Source organism: Erwinia sp. GW821-FHT03D09 (assembly GCF_059420805.1).
In genome coordinates, this window is sequence record NZ_JBWKUK010000003.1 from 194,573 (window position 1) to 217,229 (window position 22,657).

A 22,657-nucleotide genomic window follows, 5' to 3' on the forward strand; every position below is an offset into this window, starting at 1 on the left:
TGGAATCGCAGCACGATATGTAAGGTAGTATCTTTAGACTAAGGAAGCATTATGCACATTACTTTACGCCAGCTGGAAGTCTTTACCGAGGTACTCAAAAGCGGGTCAACGACCCAGGCCTCTCTGGTGTTGGCCCTTTCCCAGTCAGCGGTTAGTGCCGCACTGGCCGATCTGGAAGGCCAGCTTGACGTTAAGCTGTTCGATCGCGTTGGCAAGCGGCTGGTGATCAATGAGCACGGTCGCCTGCTGTATCCACGTGCTGTTGGTCTGCTGGAACAGGCGCAGGAGATCGAACAGCTGTTTCGTGAAGGTAACGGTTCCCTGCGTATAGCCGCCAGCAGCACCATCGGCAACTACCTGCTGCCTGGCATGATCGCCCACTATCGTCGTGATTTTCCACTGTTGCCGCTGGAGCTGAGCGTCGGGAACAGCCAGGAGGTGATTAATGACGTCGCTGATTTCCGTGTTGATATCGGCCTGATTGAGGGGCCATGCCACATGCCCGAGTTGATTACCGAACCGTGGATGGAGGATGAGCTGGTGGTGTTTGCTGCGCCGGGTGCGGACATTCTGAGCCATCCGGTGACGCTGCAAAGCCTAGCTGCGGCACCGTGGATCTTGCGCGAACAGGGCTCAGGGACCCGTGAAATCGTTGACTATCTGCTGCTTTCACACCTGCCGCAGTTCGATCTGGCACTCGAACTGGGCAACTCCGAAGCAATAAAAAACGCGGTGCGTCATGGGATGGGGATAAGTTGCCTGTCGCGCCGAACCATCGCCGAGCAGCTGGAGCTGGGCACGCTGGTCGAAGTGCCTGTACCGTTGCCAAAATTAAAACGCACGCTGTATCGTATCTGCCACCGGCAGAAGCACGTATCAAAAGCCCTGAGCCGTTTTCTCAGCTACTGCAAAGAGTAAAGAGTCGTGGTCATTGCTGGTGCGGCGGGAAAACCGTCGCAGCGCTGCCGTCATCATCACGTCTTATTCTAATGATCGCCGGACGATCATGAAGCTAACTTATAACGTCGCGTTATCGCTATACGCTCCCCGGTAGTTTGTTACAATCGCGCCTCATTTTAGAAAAGCACAGCGATTAAACATGGATCATGACATAAAAACAACACAACAGCCTGGGTTAAGGCGTGAACTTAAAGCTCGTCACTTAACGATGATCGCCATTGGCGGTTCAATTGGTACCGGTCTCTTCGTCGCCTCAGGTGCGACCATTTCTCAGGCGGGACCTGGCGGAGCGCTGCTCTCCTACGCGCTGATTGGCCTGATGGTCTACTTCCTGATGACCAGCCTTGGTGAGCTTGCCGCGTATATGCCGGTATCCGGCTCATTCTCCACCTACGGTGCAAAATACGTAGAAGAAGGCTTCGGTTTCGCTCTCGGCTGGAACTACTGGTACAACTGGGCGGTGACCATCGCCGTTGACCTCGTGGCCTCGCAGCTGGTAATGAGCTGGTGGTTCCCGGACACTCCGGGCTGGATCTGGAGTGCGTTATTCCTCTGCGTGATCTTCCTGCTTAACTATATTTCGGTGAAAGGCTTCGGTGAGGCGGAATACTGGTTCTCGCTGATTAAAGTCGCTACCGTGATTATCTTTATTATTGTCGGCGTGGCGATGATCGTTGGCATCCTGCGCGGTGGCGAAAGCGCCGGCTGGCATAACTGGCAGATTGGCGATGCGCCGTTCGCCGGTGGTTTTGCGGCGATGATCGGCGTGGCGATGATTGTCGGTTTCTCCTTCCAGGGGACCGAGCTGATCGGTATTGCTGCGGGTGAGTCTGAAGACCCGGGTAAAAATATCCCGCGCGCGGTGCGTCAGGTGTTCTGGCGTATTCTGCTGTTCTACGTGTTTGCGATTCTGGTGATCAGTCTGATCATTCCGTACACCGATCCAAGCCTGCTGCGCAATGACGTTAAAGATATCAGCGTCAGTCCGTTCACCCTGGTCTTCCAGCACGCGGGCCTGCTGTCGGCGGCAGCGGTGATGAACGCGGTGATCCTGACGGCGGTGCTGTCGGCGGGTAACTCCGGCATGTACGCTTCTACCCGCATGCTCTATGCCCTGGCCTGTGAAGGCAAAGCGCCGCGCATTTTCAGCAAGCTGTCGAAAGGCGGGGTGCCGCGCAATGCGCTGTACGCCACAACCGTAATTGCCGGACTGTGTTTCCTGACCTCAATATTTGGCAACCAGACCGTGTATCTGTGGCTGCTGAATACATCAGGCATGACCGGGTTTATCGCCTGGCTGGGTATTGCCATCAGCCACTATCGCTTCCGTAAGGGCTACGTTGCCCAGGGGCGCGATGTGGCCGATCTGCCTTACCGTTCCGGTTTCTTCCCGCTGGGGCCGATTTTTGCCTTTGTGCTGTGCCTGATCATCACCCTGGGCCAGAACTATCAGGCGTTCCTCGCCGATACCATTGACTGGTACGGCGCGGCGGCAACCTATATTGGCATTCCGCTGTTCCTGATTATCTGGTTCGGCTTTAAGCTGACGCGCAAGACGCGCTTTGTGAAATACAGCGAGATGGAATTTCCCAAATTAGATAAGTAATACTGCTGAATAATTTGAAAGGCGCGATTTTCGCGCCTTTTTTTATCCGCGGGCAGCAGGATAAATATTATTGATAAGTATTATCATTCGCTTTATTTTTCCCTCCATACTTTCTACAATCTTGCCTTTCTCCCGGCCAGGGAACGATCCAGCTTTCCCCCGAACAGGTATTGAAGATGAGTGTGACCCACGAGCCCGTAAAGCTATCCGAAGTAACGCTACCCGACAGTGCAATGGGGCGCTACCACCGGGTACTGAAGCACCGTTACCTGATGATGGGAGTGCTGTTTCTGGCGATCGTTGCCTCATTGATCCTTGATTTCACCCTTGGCCCGTCCGGCCTGACGCTGCACGCGCTGTGGCAAACCCTGCTTTCTCCTGAATCCGTTGATGCCGGTACCAGAGTCATCGTCTGGGATATCCGCCTGCCGTATGCGCTGATGGCGGTGGTGGTGGGCCTCGCGCTGGGGCTGGCCGGTGCCGAAATGCAGACCATCCTGAATAACCCGCTGGCCAGTCCGTTTACCCTTGGCGTCTCTTCCGCCGCCGCCTTCGGTGCCGCGCTGGCCATTGTTCTTGGTATCGGCATTCCCGGCATTCCCGATCAGTGGTTTATCTCCGCCAATGCCTTTGTCTTCGCTCTGTTTGCCGCACTGATGCTGGATGCGGTCACTCGCTGGACCAAAGTCGCCACCTCTGGCGTGGTGCTGTTCGGCATCGCGCTGGTGTTTACCTTTAACGCGTTGGTATCAATGATGCAGTTTATCGCCAGCGAAGACACCCTACAGGGACTGGTTTTCTGGACGATGGGCAGCCTGGCGCGCGCCTCGTGGGACAAACTGGGCGTGCTGTGCCTGGCGCTGCTGATTCTGGTGCCGCTGTCGCTGCTCAGTTCGTGGAAGCTGACGGCGCTGCGCCTCGGTGAAGATCGCGCGGTCAGCTTCGGCATTGACGTGCGCCGCCTGCGCCTGGCAACCCTGCTGCGCATCAGTATTCTCTCCGCGCTGTCGGTGGCGTTCGTCGGGCCGATCGGTTTTATCGGCCTGGTGGCACCGCATATCGCGCGCATGATTTTCGGTGAAGATCACCGCTTCTATCTGCCCGCCAGTGCGCTGACCGGTGCGCTGGTTCTGTCGATGGCCTCCGTCGTCTCGAAGAACATTATCCCAGGCGTGATCATTCCGGTTGGCATCGTCACCTCACTGGTCGGCGTGCCGTTCTTCCTGAGTATTATTCTGCGCCATCGGGGGAATATCTGATGCAGGGACTGAAAATCAGCGGCTTCAACGCCGGCTATTCAAAGCGCCAGATCATTACCAACCTCAATGTGCCTCTGCTGCCGCGCGGAAAAATTACCGTGCTGCTGGGGCCGAACGGCTGCGGTAAGTCAACGCTGCTGCGCTCGCTGGCGGGCCTGAACCGTGCGAAAGGTGAAATGTGGCTTAACGGTGAAGAGCTGATGACGCTGCCGTTTGCCCAACGCGCCAGCCGCGTGGTGTATCTGCCGCAGTCGCTACCTGCCGGGGTACATCTGCACGTACTGGAGTCGATTATCGTTGCCCAGCGGGCATCCGGCGGGCGCAGCAGCGCGGCCAGCGAAGCCGAAGTGATGGAGCTGCTGGAGCAGCTGGGCATTGCGCATCTGGCAATGAGCTATCTCGATCAGCTTTCCGGCGGGCAGAAGCAGCTGGTTGGCCTGGCACAATCGCTGATCCGCCGTCCGGGCCTGCTGCTGCTTGATGAACCGCTCAGCGCGCTGGATTTAAATTATCAGTTCCACGTCATGGAGCTGGTGCGCCGTGAAACGGAGAAGCGAGATATCGTCACCGTGGTGGTGGTACACGATATCAATATCGCCCTGCGCCACGGCCAGCATGTATTAATGCTGCAAAACGGTGAACTGATTGCCGATGGTTTACCGGAAGATGTGATTACTCCGGAGAGTCTTGCGCGCGTGTACGGCGTTCGTGGCCGAATTGAACGCTGTACGTTGGGAACGCCGCAGGTATTAATCGATGGATTAGTTGAAGCACCCTCTTTTTAGTTCTGGCAAGTGCGCGCCGGGGCCCGTCCAGCTCCGGCAATTTACCGCGCAGGACAAGCGTCAATTAACCGGAATATAACCGGAAAACCGAGCGGATAAACTCCGCCGATTAAGACAATTACGGTATTTGCCGTAATCATTTTTGTTGTTACTGCTTTGCATTCATGGAGAAAGTTATGTTTAGGTTGAACCCTGTTATGCGCGGGGGCCTCTGCGCGTCTGCTATTATTTTATCCTTCCCGCTGCTGGCTGAAGACGTTGAAGTTGAAGAAGCAAAACAACGTGAACAGCAGATGGTGGTCACCGCTTCGGCAACCGAAGTGAATCTGAAAGATGCACCGGCCAGTATCAGCGTGATCACCGCCGAAGACATCCAGCGTCGTCCAATACAGAATCTGCGCGATGTGCTGCGTGATGTTCCCGGCGTACAGCTGACCAACGAGGGCGATAACCGTAAGGGCGTCAGTCTGCGCGGCCTCAACAGCAGCTATACGCTGATTCTGGTTGACGGCAAGCGCGTTAACTCGCGTAATGCCGCCTTCCGCCACAATGACTTCGACCTTAACTGGATACCGGCTGATGCCATTGAGCGTATCGAAGTGGTTCGCGGGCCGATGTCCTCGCTGTACGGTTCAGATGCGCTGGGTGGCGTGGTGAACATTATTACCCGTAAAGTCGGCAAAGCCTGGCACGGAACCCTGAGCGCGGATACGACCGTGCAGGAACATCGCGATCGCGGTGACAGCTACAACGGCAGCTTCTTCACCAGCGGCCCGCTGATTGACGACCTGCTGGGGATGAAAGTTTACGGCAATCTTGGCAAGCGTGAAAAAGATCAGCAACAACATTCAGATACTTCAAAGACCGGCCTGTCGCCGCGTATCGAAGGTTACACCAACCGCAACACCAACGTGGAATTCGCGCTGACTCCGACCAAAGAGCAGGATATCAGCCTGGGCTACGGCTTTGACCGTCAGGACCGTGACTCCGATTCGCTGGATAAAAACCGCATTGAACGCCAGAACTATTCCCTCGGTCATAACGGCCGCTGGGACTGGGGCAATACCGAACTGCGCTTCTACGGCGATCGCGTAGAAAACTACAACAGCAGCGCCGGCAACGCCGTAGCGAGGAATAACTCGCTGGACGGTAAGCTGGTTCTGCCGCTGGCTGACATCAACCAGATAGTGACCTTCGGCGGTGAAGTGCGCCACGATAAGTTAGAAGACAGCGGCACCCTGAAAGGCAGCGGCAAAACCTCCGCCAGCCAGTATGCGCTGTTTCTGGAAGACGAATGGCGGATTATTGAGTCACTGGCGCTGACCACCGGCGTGCGTATGGACGATCACCAGACTTTCGGCGATCACTGGAGCCCGCGCGCCTACCTGGTGTATAACGCCACCGATACCATTACCGTGAAGGGCGGCTGGGCCAATGCCTTTAAAGCCCCTTCACTACTACAGCTCAGCCCGGACTGGCAAAGCCCTTCCTGCCGCGGCAGCTGTACCATTGTCGGCAGCAAAGAGCTGAAGCCGGAAACCAGCGAAAGCTTTGAGCTGGGCCTGTATTACGCCGGGGAAGAAGGGCTGCTGGATGGGGTGACCGGTAGCGTGACCGCCTTCCAGAACAATGTTGACGATATGATTGATATTGCCCGTACCCCTGACGTTGGCCTGGCACCGAGCTATCCGAACTTTGTCGACATCGTCGATGGTAAGCCGGTGTTCCGCTACTACAACGTGAACAAAGCGCGCATCACCGGTGTGGAAACGGAAATGGCCGTGCCGTTTAACGACCAGTGGAAGCTGACGCTGAACTACACCTACACCGACGGGCGTAACCTGAGCGGTGGCGGCAACAAACCGCTGCAGGAACTGCCGCTGCACACCGCCAACGGTACACTGGACTGGAAACCGCTACAGGACTGGTCTTTCTACGTGCAGGCTAACTATACGGGCCAGCGCCGTGCATTGACCGCCACCGCTGCGACACCGGGCGGTTATGTGCTGTGGAATGCCGGTGGAGCCTGGCAGGCGACCAAAGCGGTGAAACTGCGTGCCGGGGTGATGAACCTGGGTGACAAAGACCTGAACCGCGACGATTACACCTTTAACGAAGATGGCCGTCGCTACTTCGCCGCGGTAGATTACACCTTCTAATCCCCGCCGGGGCCAGTGGTGCAAGCCGCTGGCCCCGAACTGTCCACTACACCAGCAAATACTTTGCGTGGAAGCGCAAATGGTCCTCAACAAAGCTGCTGATAAAGAAGTAGCTGTGGTCGTAGCCCGGCTGCACGCGCACGGTCAGCGGGAAATCCACTTCGCGGGCAACCTCTTCCAGACGTTCTGGTTGTAGCTGATCGGCGAGGAACTGGTCGCTGTCACCCTGATCGATCAGCACCGGCAGCTGGTTAGCGCTGTTGCGCATCAGCCAGCAGCTGTCATATTCCTTCCAGCTCTCCACATCATCGCCCAGATAGGCGCGGAACGCTTTCTGCCCCCACGGAACTTCCAGCGGATTGACGATCGGTGCAAAAGCCGACGCCGAGCTGAAGCGGCCCGGGTTGCGCAGCGCGATGGTCAGCGCACCGTGGCCGCCCATCGAGTGACCCATAATCGCCTGACGGTCGCTGACGCTGAAATTGCCGGCGATCAGCGCGGGCAGCTCGCTGTTGATGTAGTCGTACATCTTAAAATTCGCCGACCACGGAGCCTCAGTGGCGTTAAGGTAGAAACCGGCCCCCTGGCCGAGATCGTAACCGTCATCGTTGGCCACGCCTTCTCCGCGCGGGCTGGTATCCGGCATCACCAGTACCAGGCCGAGTTCCGCCGCCACGCGCTGCGCGCCGGACTTCACGCTGAAGTTTTCATCGGTGCAGGTTAAACCGGCAAGGCACCAGACCACCGGCGGCGGCGTGCCGTCTTTTGGGCCGGGTAAAAAGATGCTGAAGGTCATGGTGCAGTTCAGGCTGCTTGACTGATGGCGGTAGCGCTGCTGCCAGCCGCCGTACAGCCGGTGTTCTTCAAGTAGCTCCAGAGTGGATGGCATGTATCCTCCTGATGGGTTCTGTCGTCGTCCAGAGTCAGGCCCGCAAAACGAGCCTGTCTCTGACTATAGCTTACCGGTGCCCGGCTTATTAGTTATTGAAGTGCACCACGGTACGGATTGACTTGCCGGAGTGCATCAGCTCGAACGCTTCGTTGATGTCTTCCAGCGGCATGGTGTGGGTAATGAAGTCATTCAGCTGGAACTCGCCGTTCATATAGCGATCGACGATGCCCGGCAGCTGCGAGCGACCCTTCACGCCGCCGAATGCGGAACCGCGCCACACACGGCCGGTGACCAGCTGGAACGGACGGGTGGCGATCTCTTCGCCCGCGCCGGCCACGCCGATAATCACCGATTCGCCCCAGCCCTTGTGGCAGCACTCCAGCGCGGAACGCATCACGTTAACGTTGCCGATGCACTCGAAGGAGAAGTCCACGCCGCCGTCGGTCATCTCAACGATCACGTCCTGAATCGGTTTGTCGAAATCTTTCGGGTTAATCAGATCGGTGGCGCCCAGTTTGCTGGCCAGATCAAACTTGCTGGTGTTGATATCCACGCCGATGATGCGCCCGGCTTTCGCCATTTTCGCGCCGATAATCGCCGACAGACCGATACCGCCCAGACCGAAGATCGCCACGGTGTCGCCTTCTTTCACTTTCGCGGTGTTCAGCACGGCACCCATGCCGGTGGTCACGCCGCAGCCCAGCAGGCAGACTTCTTCCAGCGGGGCTTCTTTGCTGATTTTGGCCAGCGAGATTTCCGGCACTACGGTGTACTCGGAGAAGGTAGAGGTGCCCATATAGTGGAAGACAGGCTGACCGTCTTTAAAGAAGCGGGTGGTACCATCCGGCATCAGACCTTTACCCTGGGTGGCGCGGATCGCCTGACAGAGGTTGGTCTTGCCGGACAGACAGAATTTACATTTGCCACATTCCGGGGTGTACAGCGGGATCACGTGATCGCCAACGGCCACGCTGGTGACACCTTCGCCCACGGCTTCAACAATACCGCCGCCTTCGTGGCCCAGTACCGCCGGGAACACGCCTTCAGGATCTTTACCCGACAGGGTATAGGCATCGGTATGGCAAACGCCGGTGGCGGTGATGCGCACCAGCACTTCGCCTTTCTGCGGGGGCATCAGATCCAGTTCTTCGATCTTCAGCGGCTCACCGGCGGCCCAGGCTACGGCGGCACGTGTTTTAATCATCTGCATTTTATGCTCCTGTCTGTTACTCCGATCCGGTGGTTTCCGGTCGTGAGCAGGGTGTTTAAGGTTAACGGGAAGGAGTAAGCTCAATCAGTTGCTGGACTTATTATCAAACTGTTCAATAATCAGGTACTTCAGCGCTTCAACATTCGGCGTGAAGGCATCTCGCCGCCACACCAGCCGCGTGTCGGTATCGCGGAATTCCGCCGGCAGCGGATGCTGGCGCACGCGTTCATTGCTTGGCAGCAGTGTCAGCACGCCTTCCGGCAGCATGGCGATGCCGCCGCCGCTGGCAACGCAGGCCAGCATCGTGTGGTAAGAGGGGATATCCATCACCGGCCCGTGCTGCACGCCGTCGGCAAGAAACCAGTTTTCAAAGCGCTGGCGGTAAGAGCAGCTGGGGCGAAACGTAAACAGCGTGGCACCGGCCGCATCTGCCGGGCCGGTAATGGGCGGATGTTCAAGGCTGGAGATCAGTATCATCCGTTCGGAAAAGGCTACGCAGCTGTTCAGTTCGTCCATATTGACCGGCCCGTCTGCGAGCGCGGCGGCCAGCGTGCCCGCGCGCACCTGTTCCAGAATTTCGCCAGAGGTGCCGGTGGTCAGCGACAGCGTGACATTTTGGTAACGGTGATGAAATTCAGCCAGCAGGGAGGGCAGGCGGCTGGCGGCGGTACTTTCCATCGAACCTAACGCAAAGTGCCCGGCGGGTTCGCCGCTGTGGGCCATCGCCATCGCCTCAGCACTGAGTGCCAGAATGCGCTGCGCGTAGCAGAGAAAGTTATGGCCCATCGGCGACAGGCGCAGGCGCTGCTTTTCGCGTATAAACAGATCCGTGCCCAGCTCCTCTTCCAGCTGGCGCAGGCGAGTGGTGAGATTTGAAGGTACGCGGTTAAGCTGTTCCGCCGCGCGGACAACGGAGCCGCTGTCGGCAACGGCACAGAACATTTTAAGCTGGGTCAGGTCCATATTCTTTTTTCGTAAGTAACTTGATGTGAATTATTCACTTTTTGAGAGTTTACCGATCGCATAGACTACTGGCAATGAAAATCGGGTACGGGAGATCAAAATGGCAGTGCGTGTGGCATTCAGCGCGTTTCTGGCGCTGGTAGTGGCAATGGGGATTGGGCGCTTTGCCTTTACACCGCAGGTTCCTTTAATGATAGACGATCGCCAGCTGACGCTGACCAGCGCCGCGGTCGTTGCGGCCTTAAACTACCTCGGCTATCTGTTTGGGTCCTATGATGCGATGCGCGCCAGCCGTCGGGTAGAGTGGCGTTTGCAGTCGGGAATTTGGGGCGCGGTAGCGCTGACGCTGCTTTCCGCCTGCGTTTCCGGCCCCTGGTGGCACGGCGTGGTGCGTTTTCTTATCGGTTGGGCCAGCGGCTGGGCGATGGTACTGATCGCCGCCTGGAGTAATGAACAGCTGCACCACTATGGACGACCGGGCCTCAGTGCCGCCGTGTTTGCCGGGCCGGGCACCGGGATTTTCCTCAGCGGTATGATGGCGGTGGTGCTGCATCACTGGCAGATCGGTGCCGCCATGGCATGGCTGGCCTACGGGGTAATGGCGCTGGTACTGGTGCTATTGATCGCCCGTAACCTGCCGCGCAGCGGTCAGCTGCACCGCCCGGAAACCGCGCCGGAGCCGCTAAAGCTGACCGCCGGCCTGAAAAAGCTGGCATGGAGCTACAGCCTGGCCGGGTTCGGCTACATTCTGCCGGCCACCTTCCTGTCGCAGATGGCGGCGGCGCGTTTCCCGGGCAGCGCCTTTGCGCAGTTTGCCTGGCCGGTGTTTGGCGGGGCGGCGGTGATTGGCATTCTGGCTGGCATCCTGACCCGCCGCTATGGCCACAGCAACCGACGGCTGGCGTTCGTGCTGGTGTTGCAGGCTATCGGCGTATTCGCGTCCGATCTGCTGCCGGGCATTGGCGGGCTGGTGCTGGGCGCGGTGCTGGTCGGCGGCGGATTCCTCTGCGTGGTTCAGCTTTCACTGCAGTACGGTCGCGAACTGGCACCGCTGCACACGCGCTACCTGGCCGGTCTGCTGACCACCGGCTATGCCCTCGGCCAGCTGGCAGGGCCGCTGCTATCGGCGATATCCACCGCTTTAACCCAGCGGCTGGAGCCGGCGCTGTATGTGGCAGGTGTGGCCCTGCTGGTGGCCGCCGCGCTGGTCTGGCGGCGCGATGCGGCGGCTGAATGAAACAGTTTCATCGACAATTAAATTGATTCACTGGATCGCGCGCCGAATGTATTACAAAATACCGCCTCAGAAATTTCGCCGGGTCCGTTGCGCCCGGCTGGTCACCTGCTGGAGAAGAAAATCACATGGCGACGTTGAGTCAGGAAGCCGCACTTGTTCATGAAGCACTGCTTGCTCGTGGGCTGGAAACCCCGCTACGCGCACCCGTGCGTGAAATGGATGACGAAACCCGCAGACAGCTGATTGCCGGCCATATGACCGAAATTATGCAGCTGCTGAACCTCGATCTGGAAGATGACAGCCTGCGCGAAACCCCGCAGCGAATTGCCAAAATGTACGTGAATGAAGTGTTCTCCGGCCTGGATTACGCCAACTTCCCAAAAATTACCGTGATCGAAAATAAAATGAAGGTTGATGAAATGGTGACGGTACGTGATATCACGCTGACCAGCACCTGCGAGCATCACTTCGTGATTATCGACGGTAAGGCAACCGTGGCTTATATCCCGAAAGATAAAGTCATTGGCCTGTCGAAGATCAACCGCATCGTGCAGTTCTTCTCCTCGCGCCCGCAGGTGCAGGAACGACTGACGCAGCAGATTCTGGTAGCGCTGCAAACCCTGCTCGGCACCACGAACGTAGCGGTGTCCATTGACGCAGTGCACTACTGCGTGAAGGCGCGCGGCATTCGCGATGCCACCAGCGCCACCACAACCACCTCCCTGGGCGGGCTGTTCAAGTCCAGCCAGAATACCCGGCAGGAATTCCTGCGTGCGGTACGCCACAGCTGATTGACAGCCTGGGGCGGCATCCTGCACTGTAGGGGCAGGCCGGTTTTTCCGGTCTGCCCGTTGTCGATCCACGCCCGGGCGACCGGAAGAGATGGCCCACCTGGATGAATGCACCCGTAACCCGTATTGCCACCCTGGATTTTATCCGCGGGGTCGCCATTCTCGGCATCCTGCTTTTGAATATCACCTCCTTTGCCTTACCGAAAGCCGCCTACCTTAATCCCGCCTGGTACGGTATGCCCGCCGCTTCGGAGCTGTGGGTCTGGTCGGCGATGGATCTGCTGGCGCAGGCGAAATTCCTGACCCTGTTCGCCATCCTGTTCGGCGCCGGATTACAGATGCTACTGCCGCGCGGCAAACGCTGGCTGCAGTCGCGGCTGTCGTGGCTGGTGATCTTCGGGCTGCTGCATGGAGTGCTGCTGTGGGAAGGGGATATCCTGCTGGCGTACGGCCTGGTGGGACTGGTGGTGTGGCGAATGATCCGCGATGTCCCCGGCACGCGGCAGCTGTTTAACACTGGCCTGATGCTGTATGTGGTCGGCAGCGCCATTCTGGTGGTGCTGGGAATGGCCTCGGGCCCGAATCCCAACAGCTCGTGGCTGCCCGGTGCGGCCGACATCCAGTATGAAACGTTCTGGCGCACCCACGGCGGCTGGGAAGCGTTGCGCAACCGGCTGGATATGCTGGGATCGGCGCTGATGGCACTGGCCGCGCAGTACGGCTGGCAGCTGGCGGGCCTGATGATGTGCGGCGCGGCGCTGATGCGCAGCGGCTGGCTGCGCGGCACCTTCAGCGTGCGGCACTATCGCCGTACCGGCTGGTTGCTGGTACTGATCGGCGTGGCGATTGAAATCCCGTCAATTGCCCTGCAGTGGATGACCGGCTGGAGCTTTCGCTGGTCGGGCTTTTTCTTACAGGTGCCGCGCGAAGTCAGCGCACCTCTGCAGGCGCTGGGCTATGCTGCGCTCTGTTTCGGTTACTGGCCACAGCTACAGCAGCGGTTTATCACCGTGGCGGTCAGTGCGGTAGGGCGGATGGCATTAAGCAACTATCTGTTACAGACGCTGATCTGTACCACGTTGTTCAACCATTTCGCGTTGTTTAATCAGTTCAGCCGCCTGCAGCTGCTGGCGATTGTCCCTACTATCTGGCTGGTTAACCTGCTGTTTTCACTCTGCTGGCTGCGGCTGTTCCGCCAGGGGCCGCTGGAGTGGCTGTGGCGCAGGCTGACGTCGCTGGGGCTGCCGCCGCAGGCAGAAGATGACAGGCATCACAAAGGTTAAAAGTTTGTATGTAACCGTTTTCATGCGTGTGACGCAATTCACGAAGATGGAACGGTCTGACTGACAAAATAAACGGCAGAAACGCGTCAAGGTCAGGAAGGGCTATGCAAAATTTAATCTTCTGCGGTAATCGGTCATGATTACCATTCGTGATGTGGCCCGTGAGGCGGGCGTCTCCGTGGCAACCGTCTCCCGCGTGTTGAACAATAGCGCGGCCGTCACCGGTGAAACCCGCGATGTCGTGTTAAAAATCGTTGAACAGCTGGGCTATCGCCCCAACGCCAACGCGCAGGCGCTGGCCAGCCAGGTCAGTGATACCATTGGCGTGGTGGTGATGGACGTGTCCGATCCCTTCTTCGGTGCGCTGGTGAAAGCGGTGGATACCGTTGCCCAGCGACTGCACAAACACGTATTAATCAACAACTCCTATCATCAGGCGGATAAAGAGCGCCACGCTATTGAAGTGCTGATTCGGCAGCGCTGCAACGCCTTGATTGTGCATGCAAAAGCATTAGGCGATGACGAGCTGTCGTCGCTGATGCAGCAGGTGCCGGGCATGGTGTTAATCAACCGTATCGTGCCCGGATTTGCCCATCGCTGCGTGTGCCTGGACAACGTCAGCGGCGCGTTGATGGCGACGCGTATGCTGTTACAGCACGGGCATCAGCGCATCGGCTATCTCGGCTCTGCGCATCCGATTGAAGATGACGATCAGCGCCGCCACGGCTGGATGCAGGCGATGAACGAGCAGGGGATTACCCCCGCCGAGAGCTGGTCTGCCTGCGGCGAGCCGGATTTACAGGGCGGAGAAGCGGCGATGGTTGAGCTGCTGGGGCGCAATCTGCAGCTGAGCGCCGTGTTTGCCTACAACGACAGCATGGCCGCCGGTGCGCTGGCGGCGCTGAAAGACAACGGCATTGCCGTGCCGTTACAGCTTTCCGTCGTCGGCTTTGATGATATTCCGATTTCGCGCTATACCGATCCTCAGTTGAGTACCGTTCGCTATCCTATTGTTTCTATGGCGAAACTTTCCACCGAGCTGGCGCTGAAAGGCGCAGCGGGTCAGCTGGACCACAGCGCCCAGCACTGCTTTATGCCGACGCTGGTGCGCCGTCACTCGGTGGCGCTGCGCCAAAGTGTGTCGGCCGTCACTAACTCAGGTGATTTGCTGGTGTAACCGTTTTCAATCTGTGAGTAATTTCACAGTTAATTAACATGGCCTTCTCTATGATGGCAGCGTTTACAGGGGCTGAAACATGATGTAACGACAGGGCTGGCTTTCTCGCTGTCGTTATCAGCACTGCTAAATGTGTTTACACACAGCATTCAGGAAGCCTTTCTGCACACGGACGTCGGGTTTGGTGTTAGCCATAGTCGGCCCGCGCAACAACTCTGTTTCGCCGCCCACGAATCGATCGCCACGCGAGCACGCTGTGCCCGCATCGCGTTGAGTACTACCCTATAAAAAAACCGGAGATACCATGAATAAGAAGGTTTTCACTTTCACCGCCCTGGTCGCCAGCATGATGTTTGGCGCTGCTGCTCACGCTGCTGATACCCGTATCGGCGTGACCATTTACAAGTATGACGACAACTTTATGTCGGTGGTGCGTAAGGCCATTGAGAAAGAAGCCAAAAACAGCTCAGACGTTCAGCTGTTGATGAATGACTCCCAGAACAGCCAGTCAACCCAGAACGACCAGGTTGACGTCATGGTAGCGAAAGGCGTGAAGGCGCTAGCCATCAACCTGGTTGACCCGGCGGCGGCTGATGTGATTATCAGCAAAGCAAAATCCAACGATATTCCAGTGGTGTTCTTTAACAAAGAGCCTTCGGCAAAAGCGCTGGCCAGCTATGACAAAGCTTATTACGTTGGTACCGACTCCAAAGAGTCCGGCGTTAAGCAGGGCGAGCTGATTGAAAAACACTGGAAGGCGAATCCGGCTTGGGATCTGAACAAAGATGGCCAGATCCAGTTCGTGCTGCTGAAAGGCGAGCCGGGCCACCCGGATGCCGAAGCGCGTACCAAATACGTGATCGACACCCTGAACAAAGACGGCCTGAAAACGCAGCAGCTGCATCTGGATACCGCGATGTGGGATACCGCTCAGGCGAAAGATAAGATGGATGCGTGGCTCTCCGGCCCGAACGGCAACAAAATCGAAGTGGTGATTGCTAACAACGACGCCATGGCAATGGGTGCCGTTGAAGCACTGAAGGCCCACAACAAGTCTTCCGTACCGGTGTTCGGCGTGGATGCTCTGCCGGAAGCGCTGGCGCTGGTGAAATCCGGTGCGATGGCCGGTACCGTGCTGAACGATGCGGATAACCAGGCGAAAGCCACCTTCGATATGGCGAAAAACCTGGCGGCGGGTAAACCAGCCACTGAAGGCACCAACTACAAACTGGACGGTAAAGTGGTTCGCGTCGCTTACGTTCCGGTAGATAAAGACAATCTGTCACAGTTCGCGAAATAAGTATCACCTGGTGCGGAGCGTCCTGCTCCGCACCAGGCGTTGAATCAGGTCACCCTTTCAGCCAGGTAGAATTATGGGCAGTGATAACGTGCAAACGCAGCGCGAATTTTTGCTCGAGATGACGAATGTAAATAAGTCATTCCCGGGAGTTAAAGCGCTTGATAATGTGAATCTAAAAGTCCGTCCGCATTCAATTCACGCCTTGATGGGGGAGAATGGTGCCGGTAAATCGACCTTATTAAAATGCCTGTTTGGTATTTACAGTAAAGACTCGGGGAGCATTATTTTTCAGGGGGAGGAAGTTAATTTCAAAAGCTCTAAAGAGGCGCTGGAAAACGGCGTGTCGATGGTGCATCAGGAATTGAACCTCGTTCTGCAACGTACCGTCATGGATAATATGTGGCTTGGCCGCTATCCAAAAAAAGGCTTCTTCGTCGATCAGGATAAAATGTATCGCGATACGAAAGCGATCTTCGACGAGCTGGATATTGACATCGATCCGCGTGATAAGGTGGTGTCACTTTCCGTTTCGCAGATGCAGATGATCGAAATCGCCAAGGCTTTTTCCTATAACGCCAAAATCGTTATTATGGATGAGCCAACGTCATCGCTGACCGAAAAAGAAGTCAACCACCTGTTTACTATTATTCGTAAGCTGAAGGATCGCGGCTGCGGCATTATCTATATCTCGCACAAAATGGAAGAAATCTTCCAGCTGTGCGATGAAATCACCATTCTGCGTGACGGCCAGTGGATTGCCACTCAGTCGCTGGAAGGGCTGGATATGGATAAGATTATTTCCATGATGGTCGGTCGTTCGCTTAACCAGCGTTTCCCGGATAAGCACAACGTACCGGGGGAAACCATTCTGGAGGTGCGCAATCTGACCTCGCTGCGTCAGCCGTCGATTCGCGACGTTTCCTTCGACCTGCGCAAAGGGGAAATCCTTGGTATTGCCGGGCTGGTGGGGGCTAAACGCACCGATATCGTCGAGACGCTGTTCGGCATCCGCGAAAAATCAGCGGGTACGATTAAACTGCACGGCAAACCGATTAAAAATAACAGCGCCAATGAAGCCATCAACCACGGCTTTGCACTGGTCACCGAAGAGCGCCGTTCAACCGGTATTTACGCCTATCTGGATATCGGCTTTAACTCGCTGATTTCAAATATCCGTAAGTATAAGAATAATATTGGTCTGTTAGATAACAGCCGGATGAAAAGCGATACTCAGTGGGTCATTGACTCCATGCGGGTAAAAACGCCGGGACATAAAACCTCCATCGGTTCACTTTCCGGCGGTAACCAGCAGAAAGTGATTATTGGCCGCTGGTTGCTGACTCAGCCGGAAATATTAATGCTGGATGAACCGACGCGCGGTATTGACGTTGGGGCGAAGTTTGAAATTTATCAGCTGATTGCCGAGCTGGCGAAGAAAGATAAGGGAATCATTATTATCTCCTCGGAAATGCCGGAGTTATTAGGCATCACCGATCGGATACTGGTAATGAGTAATGGCCTGGTTGCAGGCATTGTCGAAACGAAAAACACCACGCAAAACGAAATATTGCGTTTGGCATCGTTGCACCTTTAATGATGTAAGGGCTGTTACTATGAATGCAGTGAATAAGAAGAATGCGCTCACCTGGTTAAAAGAGGGTGGAATTTACGTGGTGCTGCTGGTTCTGCTGGCAGTCATCATTATCCAGGACCCAACGTTTTTAAGTTTAATGAACCTGAGTAATATTCTTACCCAGTCCTCCGTGCGCATCATTATTGCACTGGGCGTGGCGGGGCTGATTGTTACCCAGGGTACCGACCTGTCTGCCGGTCGTCAGGTTGGCCTGGCGGCAGTGGTGGCGGCAACGCTGCTGCAGTCGATGGATAACGCCAACAAGGTGTTTCCACATATGGAAACCATGCCGATTGCGCTGGTGATCCTGATTGTCTGCGCGGTGGGTGCGCTGATTGGCCTGGTGAACGGCCTTATTATCGCTTACCTCAAGGTGACGCCGTTTATCACCACCCTGGGTACGATGATCATCGTTTACGGCATTAACTCGCTGTACTACGACTATGTGGGTGCCTCGCCCGTGGCCGGTTTTGACGAGAAGTTCTCTATCTTTGCGCAGGGCTTTATCCGCATGGGTGACTTTAAGCTTTCGTACATCACCTTCTACGCGATTATCGCTATCTTCCTGGTGTGGATACTGTGGAATAAAACCCGCTTCGGTAAAAACATCTTTGCTATCGGTGGTAACCCGGAAGCGGCGAAAGTTTCTGGCGTAAACGTCCCGTTCAACCTGATTCTGGTCTACGCTCTTTCCGGCGTGTTCTATGCCTTCGGCGGGATGCTGGAAGCGGGCCGTATCGGCTCAGCCACCAATAACCTGGGCTTTATGTACGAGCTGGATGCGATTGCGGCCTGCGTGGTGGGCGGCGTATCGTTTGCCGGCGGCGTGGGTACGGTGGCGGGCGTGGTAACCGGGGTGATCATCTTTACGGTGATCAACTATGGCCTGACCTATATCGGCGTCAACCCTTACTGGCAGTACATCATCAAGGGCGGCATTATCATCTTCGCGGTGGCGCTGGATTCACTGAAGTACGCGCGTAAGAAGTAATCTTCACAGGAAAAGGGCTGCATAATACAGCCCTTTTCACATTAAGCCGAAGGGTAAAATCATTCAGTCATTCAGTGATTAAGGCTGTTACGCAATGGTTCACATCCGTCACTCCGACTCCATTAATGCCTTAGTCTATGGCGCCAGCTGCCAGCACCTTTCCCTTCCCGGGACGCTGCGCAAGAACAGAAATCAGCCCCGTCATACACATCCCCGTTAAAATCAGTGCGCCACCAAGCAGAACGTTGACCGACAGGCTTTCATACAGCAGCCAGACGGCGAACAGCGCGGAGAACACCGGCTCAAGATTGTAGATCAGCACCGCGCGTGTCGGTGAGGTATAGCGCTGATAGTGGGTCTGCACCCAGAAGGCTATCACCGTAGAAAACAGCGCCGTCACCAGCAGGACTCAGACCACCGCCAGCCCGGCCAGAAACCCGGTATTCAATGCGGTGGTGGTTTGCAGCCCGAGGATAAGAAAGACGAATGCTGCACCCAGCAGCAGACCCAGAGAAATTCCCGCAAGGTACGTCCGGCCACCGATACCCGCCAGGCTTTTGGCGCTGAAGGGCAGCATCACCAGCGTGGAGAGCAGAAAGCGAAGACCCGGCACCATCAGGACCGGATGCAGGGCGACCGCCTGCTTCATCACCGGGAAGCCATTTCCCCAACCGGCGGCAACGCAAACCAGCAGCAGTTCCGCTATCCAGCGTTTGCGTGTGGTGACTTCATTCGTTCGACAGCTCCCGGTCCATGTCTGGCTAATGCGAGTGGCGTTTACTTTCCTTTCTGCTGGATTTCCAGCAGCTGCTCCGGGGTGACTGCCGGGTAGCTCTGCGCGTCTTCAGGGACTTCATGCACTGCCGGGATCGGCACCAGCGGCCCGAGGAATCGCGGCTCGCGCTTCATCAGGTACAGATCGGCCAGTGCGCCAAGGCGAGCCCCCACTTCACGTAGCCGCACGCTAAGCATGTTCTTCGGCGAGGGGACCGCATAGCACTGCGCCTGAATGCCCATATGCAGGGCGATAAACAGCGCGCGCTCGCAGTGGAAGCGCTGAGTAATAATAATGAAATCGTTGGTATCGAACACCTTGCGGGTACGCACGATGGAATCGAGGGTACGGAAACCGGCGTAGTCCAGCACGATATCGGACGGCTCAACGCCAGCGGCAATCAGGTCGCGACGCATGGTCATCGGTTCGTTATAGCTTTGCTGGGCGTTATCGCCGCTCAGCAGCAGATAGTTTACCTTGCCGCTGTTATAGGCATTCATCGCGCCCTGAATACGATACAGGTAATACTGATTGATCACCCCGGTGCGGTAATACTTGGCGGTACCCAGCACCACGCCTACCTGACGGTGGGGCAGGGATTTCAAATCGTCGTAAATATAGGGGGCCGTTTTCCAGCTCATCCAGCGATCCAGGCCAAGCGCGGTCAATACCATCAGAACGATGATGATAATCAGACCATAAGCCAGGCGTTTCAACATACTGAACGGCGCTCGAAATTGCGAAGAAAAGGTGGTTCAAGGCTACTGTAGGGAGAGGGGGGAAGCAAGCTACTGCACGCTGTATGGCGGTTTTTCACACAAATAGCCGGGCGTAGTGTGACGCCCGGCAGATTCTTCTTAGATAGAGGTACGGCGATAGTTACGGTACTGCGGTAGCCAGAAGTTGGCGACGATGGCTTTGGAAAGCACGTCTTCCGAGGTGACAACCGCCACGCCCGCCAGCTGTGCGGCTTTGCCCACGGCCATCGCAATCACTTTTGACACACCCTGGATATCCTTCACTTCTGGTAGCACCGGTCCGGAGCCTTCGTTAGCCAGCGGTGAGCATTCGGCCAGCGCGCGGCTGGCGGCCATCAGCATGCTGTCGGTCACGCGACTGGCACCGGAGGCAATCACACCCAGGCCAATACCCGGGAAGATATAGGAGTTATTGCACTGGGCAATCGGGTAGGTTTTATCCTTCCAGATCGCCGGTGCAAATGGACTTCCGGTCGCGACCAGCGCGTTGCCATCGGTCCAGGCCATAATATCCTGCGGAGTGGCTTCCACGCGGGAAGTCGGGTTAGACAGCGGCATGATAATCGGACGCGGGCAGTGTTTATGCATTTCACGTACGATCTCTTCGCTGAACAGCCCCGGCTGGCCGGAAACGCCGATCATAATGCTCGGGCGCGCATTGCGAACCACATCCAGCAGGGAGAGGGCGTCGTTGCTACTGTCCCAGTTTGCCAGGCGCTCGCTTTTCTGTACCAGCTTGCTCTGGAAATTGAGCAGATTTGGCAGCTTGTCTGTCAGCAGGCCGAAGCGATCGACCATAAATACGCGGGCGCGCGCTTCGTCTTCGCTCAGTCCTTCGGATTTCATTTGGGCGATAATTTGCTCGGCGATACCGCAGCCGGCGGAACCTGCACCGAGGAACACCACATTCTGTTCGCTCAGCTTGCTGCCCGCTGCACGGCTGGCGGCCAGCAGAGTACCCAGCGTCACGGCGGCCGTTCCCTGGATATCATCGTTAAAGCAGCAGACTTCGTTGCGATAGCGCTCAAGCAGCGGCATGGCGTTTTTCTGCGCGAAGTCTTCAAACTGCAGCAGCACGTTCGGCCAGCGGCTTTTCACTGCGGAAATAAACTCGTTGACGAAGTTATCGTACTCTTCGCCGGTAATGCGCGGGTGGCGCCAGCCCATATACAGCGGATCGTTCAGCAGCTGCTGGTTGTTGGTGCCGACGTCCAGCACCACCGGCAGGGTGTAGGCCGGGCTGATGCCGCCACAGGCGGTATAAAGCGACAGCTTACCGATTGGAATGCCCATACCGCCGATGCCCTGGTCGCCCAGGCCGAGAATGCGCTCACCGTCGGTAACGACGATCACTTTTACATTCTGTTTGGTGGCGTTCTGCAGCATGTCTTCAATGCTGGCGCGATTCGGGTAGGAGATAAACAGGCCGCGTGCGCGGCGGTAGATCTCAGAGAAGTGCTCGCAGGCCGCACCCACCGTTGGCGTGTAGATGATGGGCATCATCTCTTCGAGGTGGTTGTCCAGCAGGCGATAGAACAGGGTTTCGTTGGTGTCCTGGATATTACGCAGATAGACGTGCTTATCGTTATTATTTTTAAAATCCTGGAACTGCCGCCAGGCGCGTTCGGCCTGTTCCTCAATGGTTTCAACCGTTTCCGGCAGCAGACCGTTAAGGTTAAAGTCATTACGCTCTTCAATCGAGAAGGCGCTGCCTTTGTTCAGCAGGGGGAATTCCAACAGGATCGGACCGGCGTAAGGGATATAAAGCGATCGTTTACTTTCGTATTCGAGTTCCATGCAATTCGTACTCTGGTTGCTATCGTGATGATGTGGGGCCAATCCTAAAATAAATTATCTGAAAAAGCAGCTTTTGTTAAAAAGTAATAACAAAAGCTGGGATCTTTCTCGAAGCACTGGCGGATTTTTACGATTGAATCAGAGGAATTGTGCTAAAGCGGGTACAGCCCAGCGCACTGAGGGTGGCGGCGGTGGCGGACTGCTGGCTGAGCTTCGCTTCCGGGGCTTCGGCCAGTACCGCACGGGAAATATCGCTAAGGACATATCCGGCAAGGTTTAACAGATTCAGCGCACCCTGAAGCGGCGGCAGAGTTGGGTTAAAGGCGGCGTTTTCCGCATAGCGCCCGGCAAAGATCGTACCGTCGCTGGTTTCCAGCGCCACGCCGCTCCATGCCTGGCTGTACGGCGCATGACTGCCATTGGCTGCCGCCAGTGCCGCCTGCTCCAGCGCATCGCCACGGATCGTCATCCCGTGATCGACGTTATCCATCAGCAGGGTGGTAATTTCCAGATCGCGCGGACCAAACGCATCCGGCAGATAATCCCCAAGCGTGGCCGCCGCACGGCCCGGCAGTTCGATAGTCAGCGCCGTACCGCTGTTCAGCTCGTTCATAAACTGGCGGCAGTGGCCGCAGGGAGTGTAGTTGACGGTGATCGCTTCAAGCGCGCGTTCGCCCCGGAGCCAGGCGTGGGTAACGGCGCTCTGCTCGGCATGCACCGTTTGCTGCATGGTGGTGCCGCTGAATTCCATATTGGCACCAAACCACAGCGTGCCGCTGGCACCGCGTGCAATCGCACCCACTTTAAAATCGGACAGTGCGGCCTGTGCGCAGGCTGCGGCCAGCGGCAGCAGGGCAAAAGCCAGTTCGCTGTCGTTATAGCCGCACTGCTTTTTCAGTGTTGCCGCTTCATCGGCGCTGATGCGGGCAGAAAAATCCGCAGAAGAGATCATCGGCCGAATGGCATGCTGTAATGTTTCGGGAAGCGTGGCGAAGGCTGCCAGGAATCTTGGATGCATTTTAGGCCTCTTTATGCTGAATGCTGGCTCATGTTAACGAGCCGGTAGCCAGTTATATGTGAT

General features: G+C 56.7%; 18 protein-coding genes and 1 pseudogene. 12 read left to right on the plus strand and 7 right to left on the minus strand.

Annotation, left to right across the window (positions count from 1 at the left end; genetic code table 11):
* The first annotated feature begins 51 nt into the window (after positions 1–51).
* The 5 genes from yieE to cirA all read left to right on the plus strand — a co-directional run bounded on the left by yieE (position 52) and on the right by cirA (position 6,769).
* Positions 52–918: a DNA-binding transcriptional regulator YeiE gene (gene yieE / locus AC07U6_RS04115; RefSeq protein WP_494763152.1), complete on the plus strand. Its 867-nt coding sequence runs from the start codon at positions 52–54 to the stop codon at positions 916–918.
* A 181-nt stretch (positions 919–1,099) separates the two neighbouring features.
* Positions 1,100–2,566, plus strand: a complete 1,467-nt coding sequence (locus tag AC07U6_RS04120; RefSeq protein ID WP_494763151.1) for an amino acid permease — start codon at positions 1,100–1,102, stop codon at positions 2,564–2,566.
* A 176-nt stretch (positions 2,567–2,742) separates the two neighbouring features.
* A complete protein-coding gene (locus AC07U6_RS04125) occupies positions 2,743–3,825 on the plus strand; it encodes a FecCD family ABC transporter permease (protein WP_494763150.1) in 1,083 nt (360 codons plus the stop codon).
* On the plus strand, positions 3,825–4,610 hold the full coding sequence (locus tag AC07U6_RS04130; RefSeq protein WP_494763149.1) for an ABC transporter ATP-binding protein: 786 nt from the start codon (positions 3,825–3,827) through the stop codon (positions 4,608–4,610). The genes AC07U6_RS04125 and AC07U6_RS04130 overlap by 1 nt, the downstream gene beginning before the upstream one ends.
* Before the next feature lie 176 nt (positions 4,611–4,786).
* Positions 4,787–6,769: a catecholate siderophore receptor CirA gene (gene cirA / locus AC07U6_RS04135; RefSeq protein ID WP_494763148.1), complete on the plus strand. Its 1,983-nt coding sequence runs from the start codon at positions 4,787–4,789 to the stop codon at positions 6,767–6,769.
* A 46-nt stretch (positions 6,770–6,815) separates the two neighbouring features.
* On the opposite strand, the gene fghA is transcribed toward cirA, so the two are convergent.
* The 3 genes from fghA to ptrR all read right to left on the minus strand — a co-directional run bounded on the left by fghA (position 6,816) and on the right by ptrR (position 9,834).
* Positions 6,816–7,658 (minus strand): S-formylglutathione hydrolase, encoded by an 843-nt coding sequence (fghA, locus tag AC07U6_RS04140; RefSeq protein WP_494763147.1) that lies wholly within the window; start codon positions 7,656–7,658, stop codon positions 6,816–6,818.
* Positions 7,659–7,746: 88 nt separating this feature from the next.
* Positions 7,747–8,871, minus strand: coding sequence for an S-(hydroxymethyl)glutathione dehydrogenase/class III alcohol dehydrogenase (locus AC07U6_RS04145; RefSeq protein ID WP_494763146.1), 1,125 nt, complete (start codon positions 8,869–8,871; stop codon positions 7,747–7,749).
* Positions 8,872–8,955: 84 nt separating this feature from the next.
* On the minus strand, positions 8,956–9,834 hold the full coding sequence (gene ptrR, locus AC07U6_RS04150) for a putrescine utilization regulator PtrR (RefSeq protein ID WP_494763145.1): 879 nt from the start codon (positions 9,832–9,834) through the stop codon (positions 8,956–8,958).
* Positions 9,835–9,934: 100 nt separating this feature from the next.
* Here ptrR and AC07U6_RS04155 point away from each other — a divergent pair, with 100 nt between their 5' ends.
* The 7 genes from AC07U6_RS04155 to mglC all read left to right on the plus strand — a co-directional run bounded on the left by AC07U6_RS04155 (position 9,935) and on the right by mglC (position 18,246).
* Positions 9,935–11,071, plus strand: a complete 1,137-nt coding sequence (locus AC07U6_RS04155; RefSeq protein ID WP_494763144.1) for a YbfB/YjiJ family MFS transporter — start codon at positions 9,935–9,937, stop codon at positions 11,069–11,071.
* Between the two features lie 125 nt (positions 11,072–11,196).
* A complete protein-coding gene (folE, locus tag AC07U6_RS04160; RefSeq protein ID WP_314420644.1) occupies positions 11,197–11,862 on the plus strand; it encodes a GTP cyclohydrolase I FolE in 666 nt (221 codons plus the stop codon).
* A 104-nt stretch (positions 11,863–11,966) separates the two neighbouring features.
* Positions 11,967–13,145: a DUF418 domain-containing protein YeiB gene (gene yeiB / locus AC07U6_RS04165; RefSeq protein ID WP_494763143.1), complete on the plus strand. Its 1,179-nt coding sequence runs from the start codon at positions 11,967–11,969 to the stop codon at positions 13,143–13,145.
* Positions 13,146–13,281: 136 nt separating this feature from the next.
* A complete protein-coding gene (galS, locus tag AC07U6_RS04170; RefSeq protein WP_494763142.1) occupies positions 13,282–14,322 on the plus strand; it encodes an HTH-type transcriptional regulator GalS in 1,041 nt (346 codons plus the stop codon).
* A gap of 304 nt (positions 14,323–14,626) precedes the next feature.
* Positions 14,627–15,622, plus strand: coding sequence for a galactose/glucose ABC transporter substrate-binding protein MglB (gene mglB, locus AC07U6_RS04175; protein ID WP_494763141.1), 996 nt, complete (start codon positions 14,627–14,629; stop codon positions 15,620–15,622).
* Positions 15,623–15,695: 73 nt separating this feature from the next.
* Positions 15,696–17,216 (plus strand): galactose/methyl galactoside ABC transporter ATP-binding protein MglA, encoded by a 1,521-nt coding sequence (mglA, locus tag AC07U6_RS04180; RefSeq protein ID WP_494763140.1) that lies wholly within the window; start codon positions 15,696–15,698, stop codon positions 17,214–17,216.
* 19 nt (positions 17,217–17,235) lie between these two features.
* Positions 17,236–18,246, plus strand: a complete 1,011-nt coding sequence (gene mglC, locus AC07U6_RS04185) for a galactose/methyl galactoside ABC transporter permease MglC (RefSeq protein WP_494763139.1) — start codon at positions 17,236–17,238, stop codon at positions 18,244–18,246.
* A gap of 130 nt (positions 18,247–18,376) precedes the next feature.
* Here mglC and AC07U6_RS04190 read toward each other — a convergent pair.
* From AC07U6_RS04190 to cdd, 4 genes and pseudogenes are all read right to left on the minus strand, one after another.
* Positions 18,377–19,012: pseudogene (locus AC07U6_RS04190) on the minus strand (DMT family transporter).
* 11 nt (positions 19,013–19,023) lie between these two features.
* Complete coding sequence (gene sanA / locus AC07U6_RS04195) at positions 19,024–19,740, minus strand: outer membrane permeability protein SanA (protein WP_105591356.1); 717 nt, start codon at positions 19,738–19,740, stop codon at positions 19,024–19,026.
* A 138-nt stretch (positions 19,741–19,878) separates the two neighbouring features.
* Positions 19,879–21,576, minus strand: coding sequence for an NAD-dependent malic enzyme (locus tag AC07U6_RS04200; RefSeq protein ID WP_494763138.1), 1,698 nt, complete (start codon positions 21,574–21,576; stop codon positions 19,879–19,881).
* A gap of 127 nt (positions 21,577–21,703) precedes the next feature.
* Positions 21,704–22,594: a cytidine deaminase gene (gene cdd / locus AC07U6_RS04205; RefSeq protein ID WP_494763137.1), complete on the minus strand. Its 891-nt coding sequence runs from the start codon at positions 22,592–22,594 to the stop codon at positions 21,704–21,706.
* Positions 22,595–22,657: the final 63 nt, after the last annotated feature.

Excerpts from the sequence above, each read along its gene's own strand:
- AC07U6_RS04155 (WP_494763144.1), top strand. The coding sequence starts at position 9,935 with ATGGCAGTGCGTGTGGCATTCAGCGCGTTTCTGGCGCTGGTAGTGGCA.
- AC07U6_RS04130 (WP_494763149.1), top strand. The coding sequence starts at position 3,825 with ATGCAGGGACTGAAAATCAGCGGCTTCAACGCCGGCTATTCAAAGCGC.
- sanA (WP_105591356.1), bottom strand. The coding sequence starts at position 19,740 with ATGTTGAAACGCCTGGCTTATGGTCTGATTATCATCATCGTTCTGATG.
- folE (WP_314420644.1), top strand. The coding sequence starts at position 11,197 with ATGGCGACGTTGAGTCAGGAAGCCGCACTTGTTCATGAAGCACTGCTT.
- yeiB (WP_494763143.1), top strand. The coding sequence starts at position 11,967 with ATGAATGCACCCGTAACCCGTATTGCCACCCTGGATTTTATCCGCGGG.
- mglC (WP_494763139.1), top strand. The coding sequence starts at position 17,236 with ATGAATGCAGTGAATAAGAAGAATGCGCTCACCTGGTTAAAAGAGGGT.
- mglB (WP_494763141.1), top strand. The coding sequence starts at position 14,627 with ATGAATAAGAAGGTTTTCACTTTCACCGCCCTGGTCGCCAGCATGATG.
- yieE (WP_494763152.1), top strand. The coding sequence starts at position 52 with ATGCACATTACTTTACGCCAGCTGGAAGTCTTTACCGAGGTACTCAAA.
- fghA (WP_494763147.1), bottom strand. The coding sequence starts at position 7,658 with ATGCCATCCACTCTGGAGCTACTTGAAGAACACCGGCTGTACGGCGGC.
- AC07U6_RS04125 (WP_494763150.1), top strand. The coding sequence starts at position 2,743 with ATGAGTGTGACCCACGAGCCCGTAAAGCTATCCGAAGTAACGCTACCC.
- cdd (WP_494763137.1), bottom strand. The coding sequence starts at position 22,594 with ATGCATCCAAGATTCCTGGCAGCCTTCGCCACGCTTCCCGAAACATTA.
- AC07U6_RS04145 (WP_494763146.1), bottom strand. The coding sequence starts at position 8,871 with ATGCAGATGATTAAAACACGTGCCGCCGTAGCCTGGGCCGCCGGTGAG.
- AC07U6_RS04120 (WP_494763151.1), top strand. The coding sequence starts at position 1,100 with ATGGATCATGACATAAAAACAACACAACAGCCTGGGTTAAGGCGTGAA.
- galS (WP_494763142.1), top strand. The coding sequence starts at position 13,282 with ATGATTACCATTCGTGATGTGGCCCGTGAGGCGGGCGTCTCCGTGGCA.
- ptrR (WP_494763145.1), bottom strand. The coding sequence starts at position 9,834 with ATGGACCTGACCCAGCTTAAAATGTTCTGTGCCGTTGCCGACAGCGGC.
- mglA (WP_494763140.1), top strand. The coding sequence starts at position 15,696 with ATGGGCAGTGATAACGTGCAAACGCAGCGCGAATTTTTGCTCGAGATG.
- cirA (WP_494763148.1), top strand. The coding sequence starts at position 4,787 with ATGTTTAGGTTGAACCCTGTTATGCGCGGGGGCCTCTGCGCGTCTGCT.
- AC07U6_RS04200 (WP_494763138.1), bottom strand. The coding sequence starts at position 21,576 with ATGGAACTCGAATACGAAAGTAAACGATCGCTTTATATCCCTTACGCC.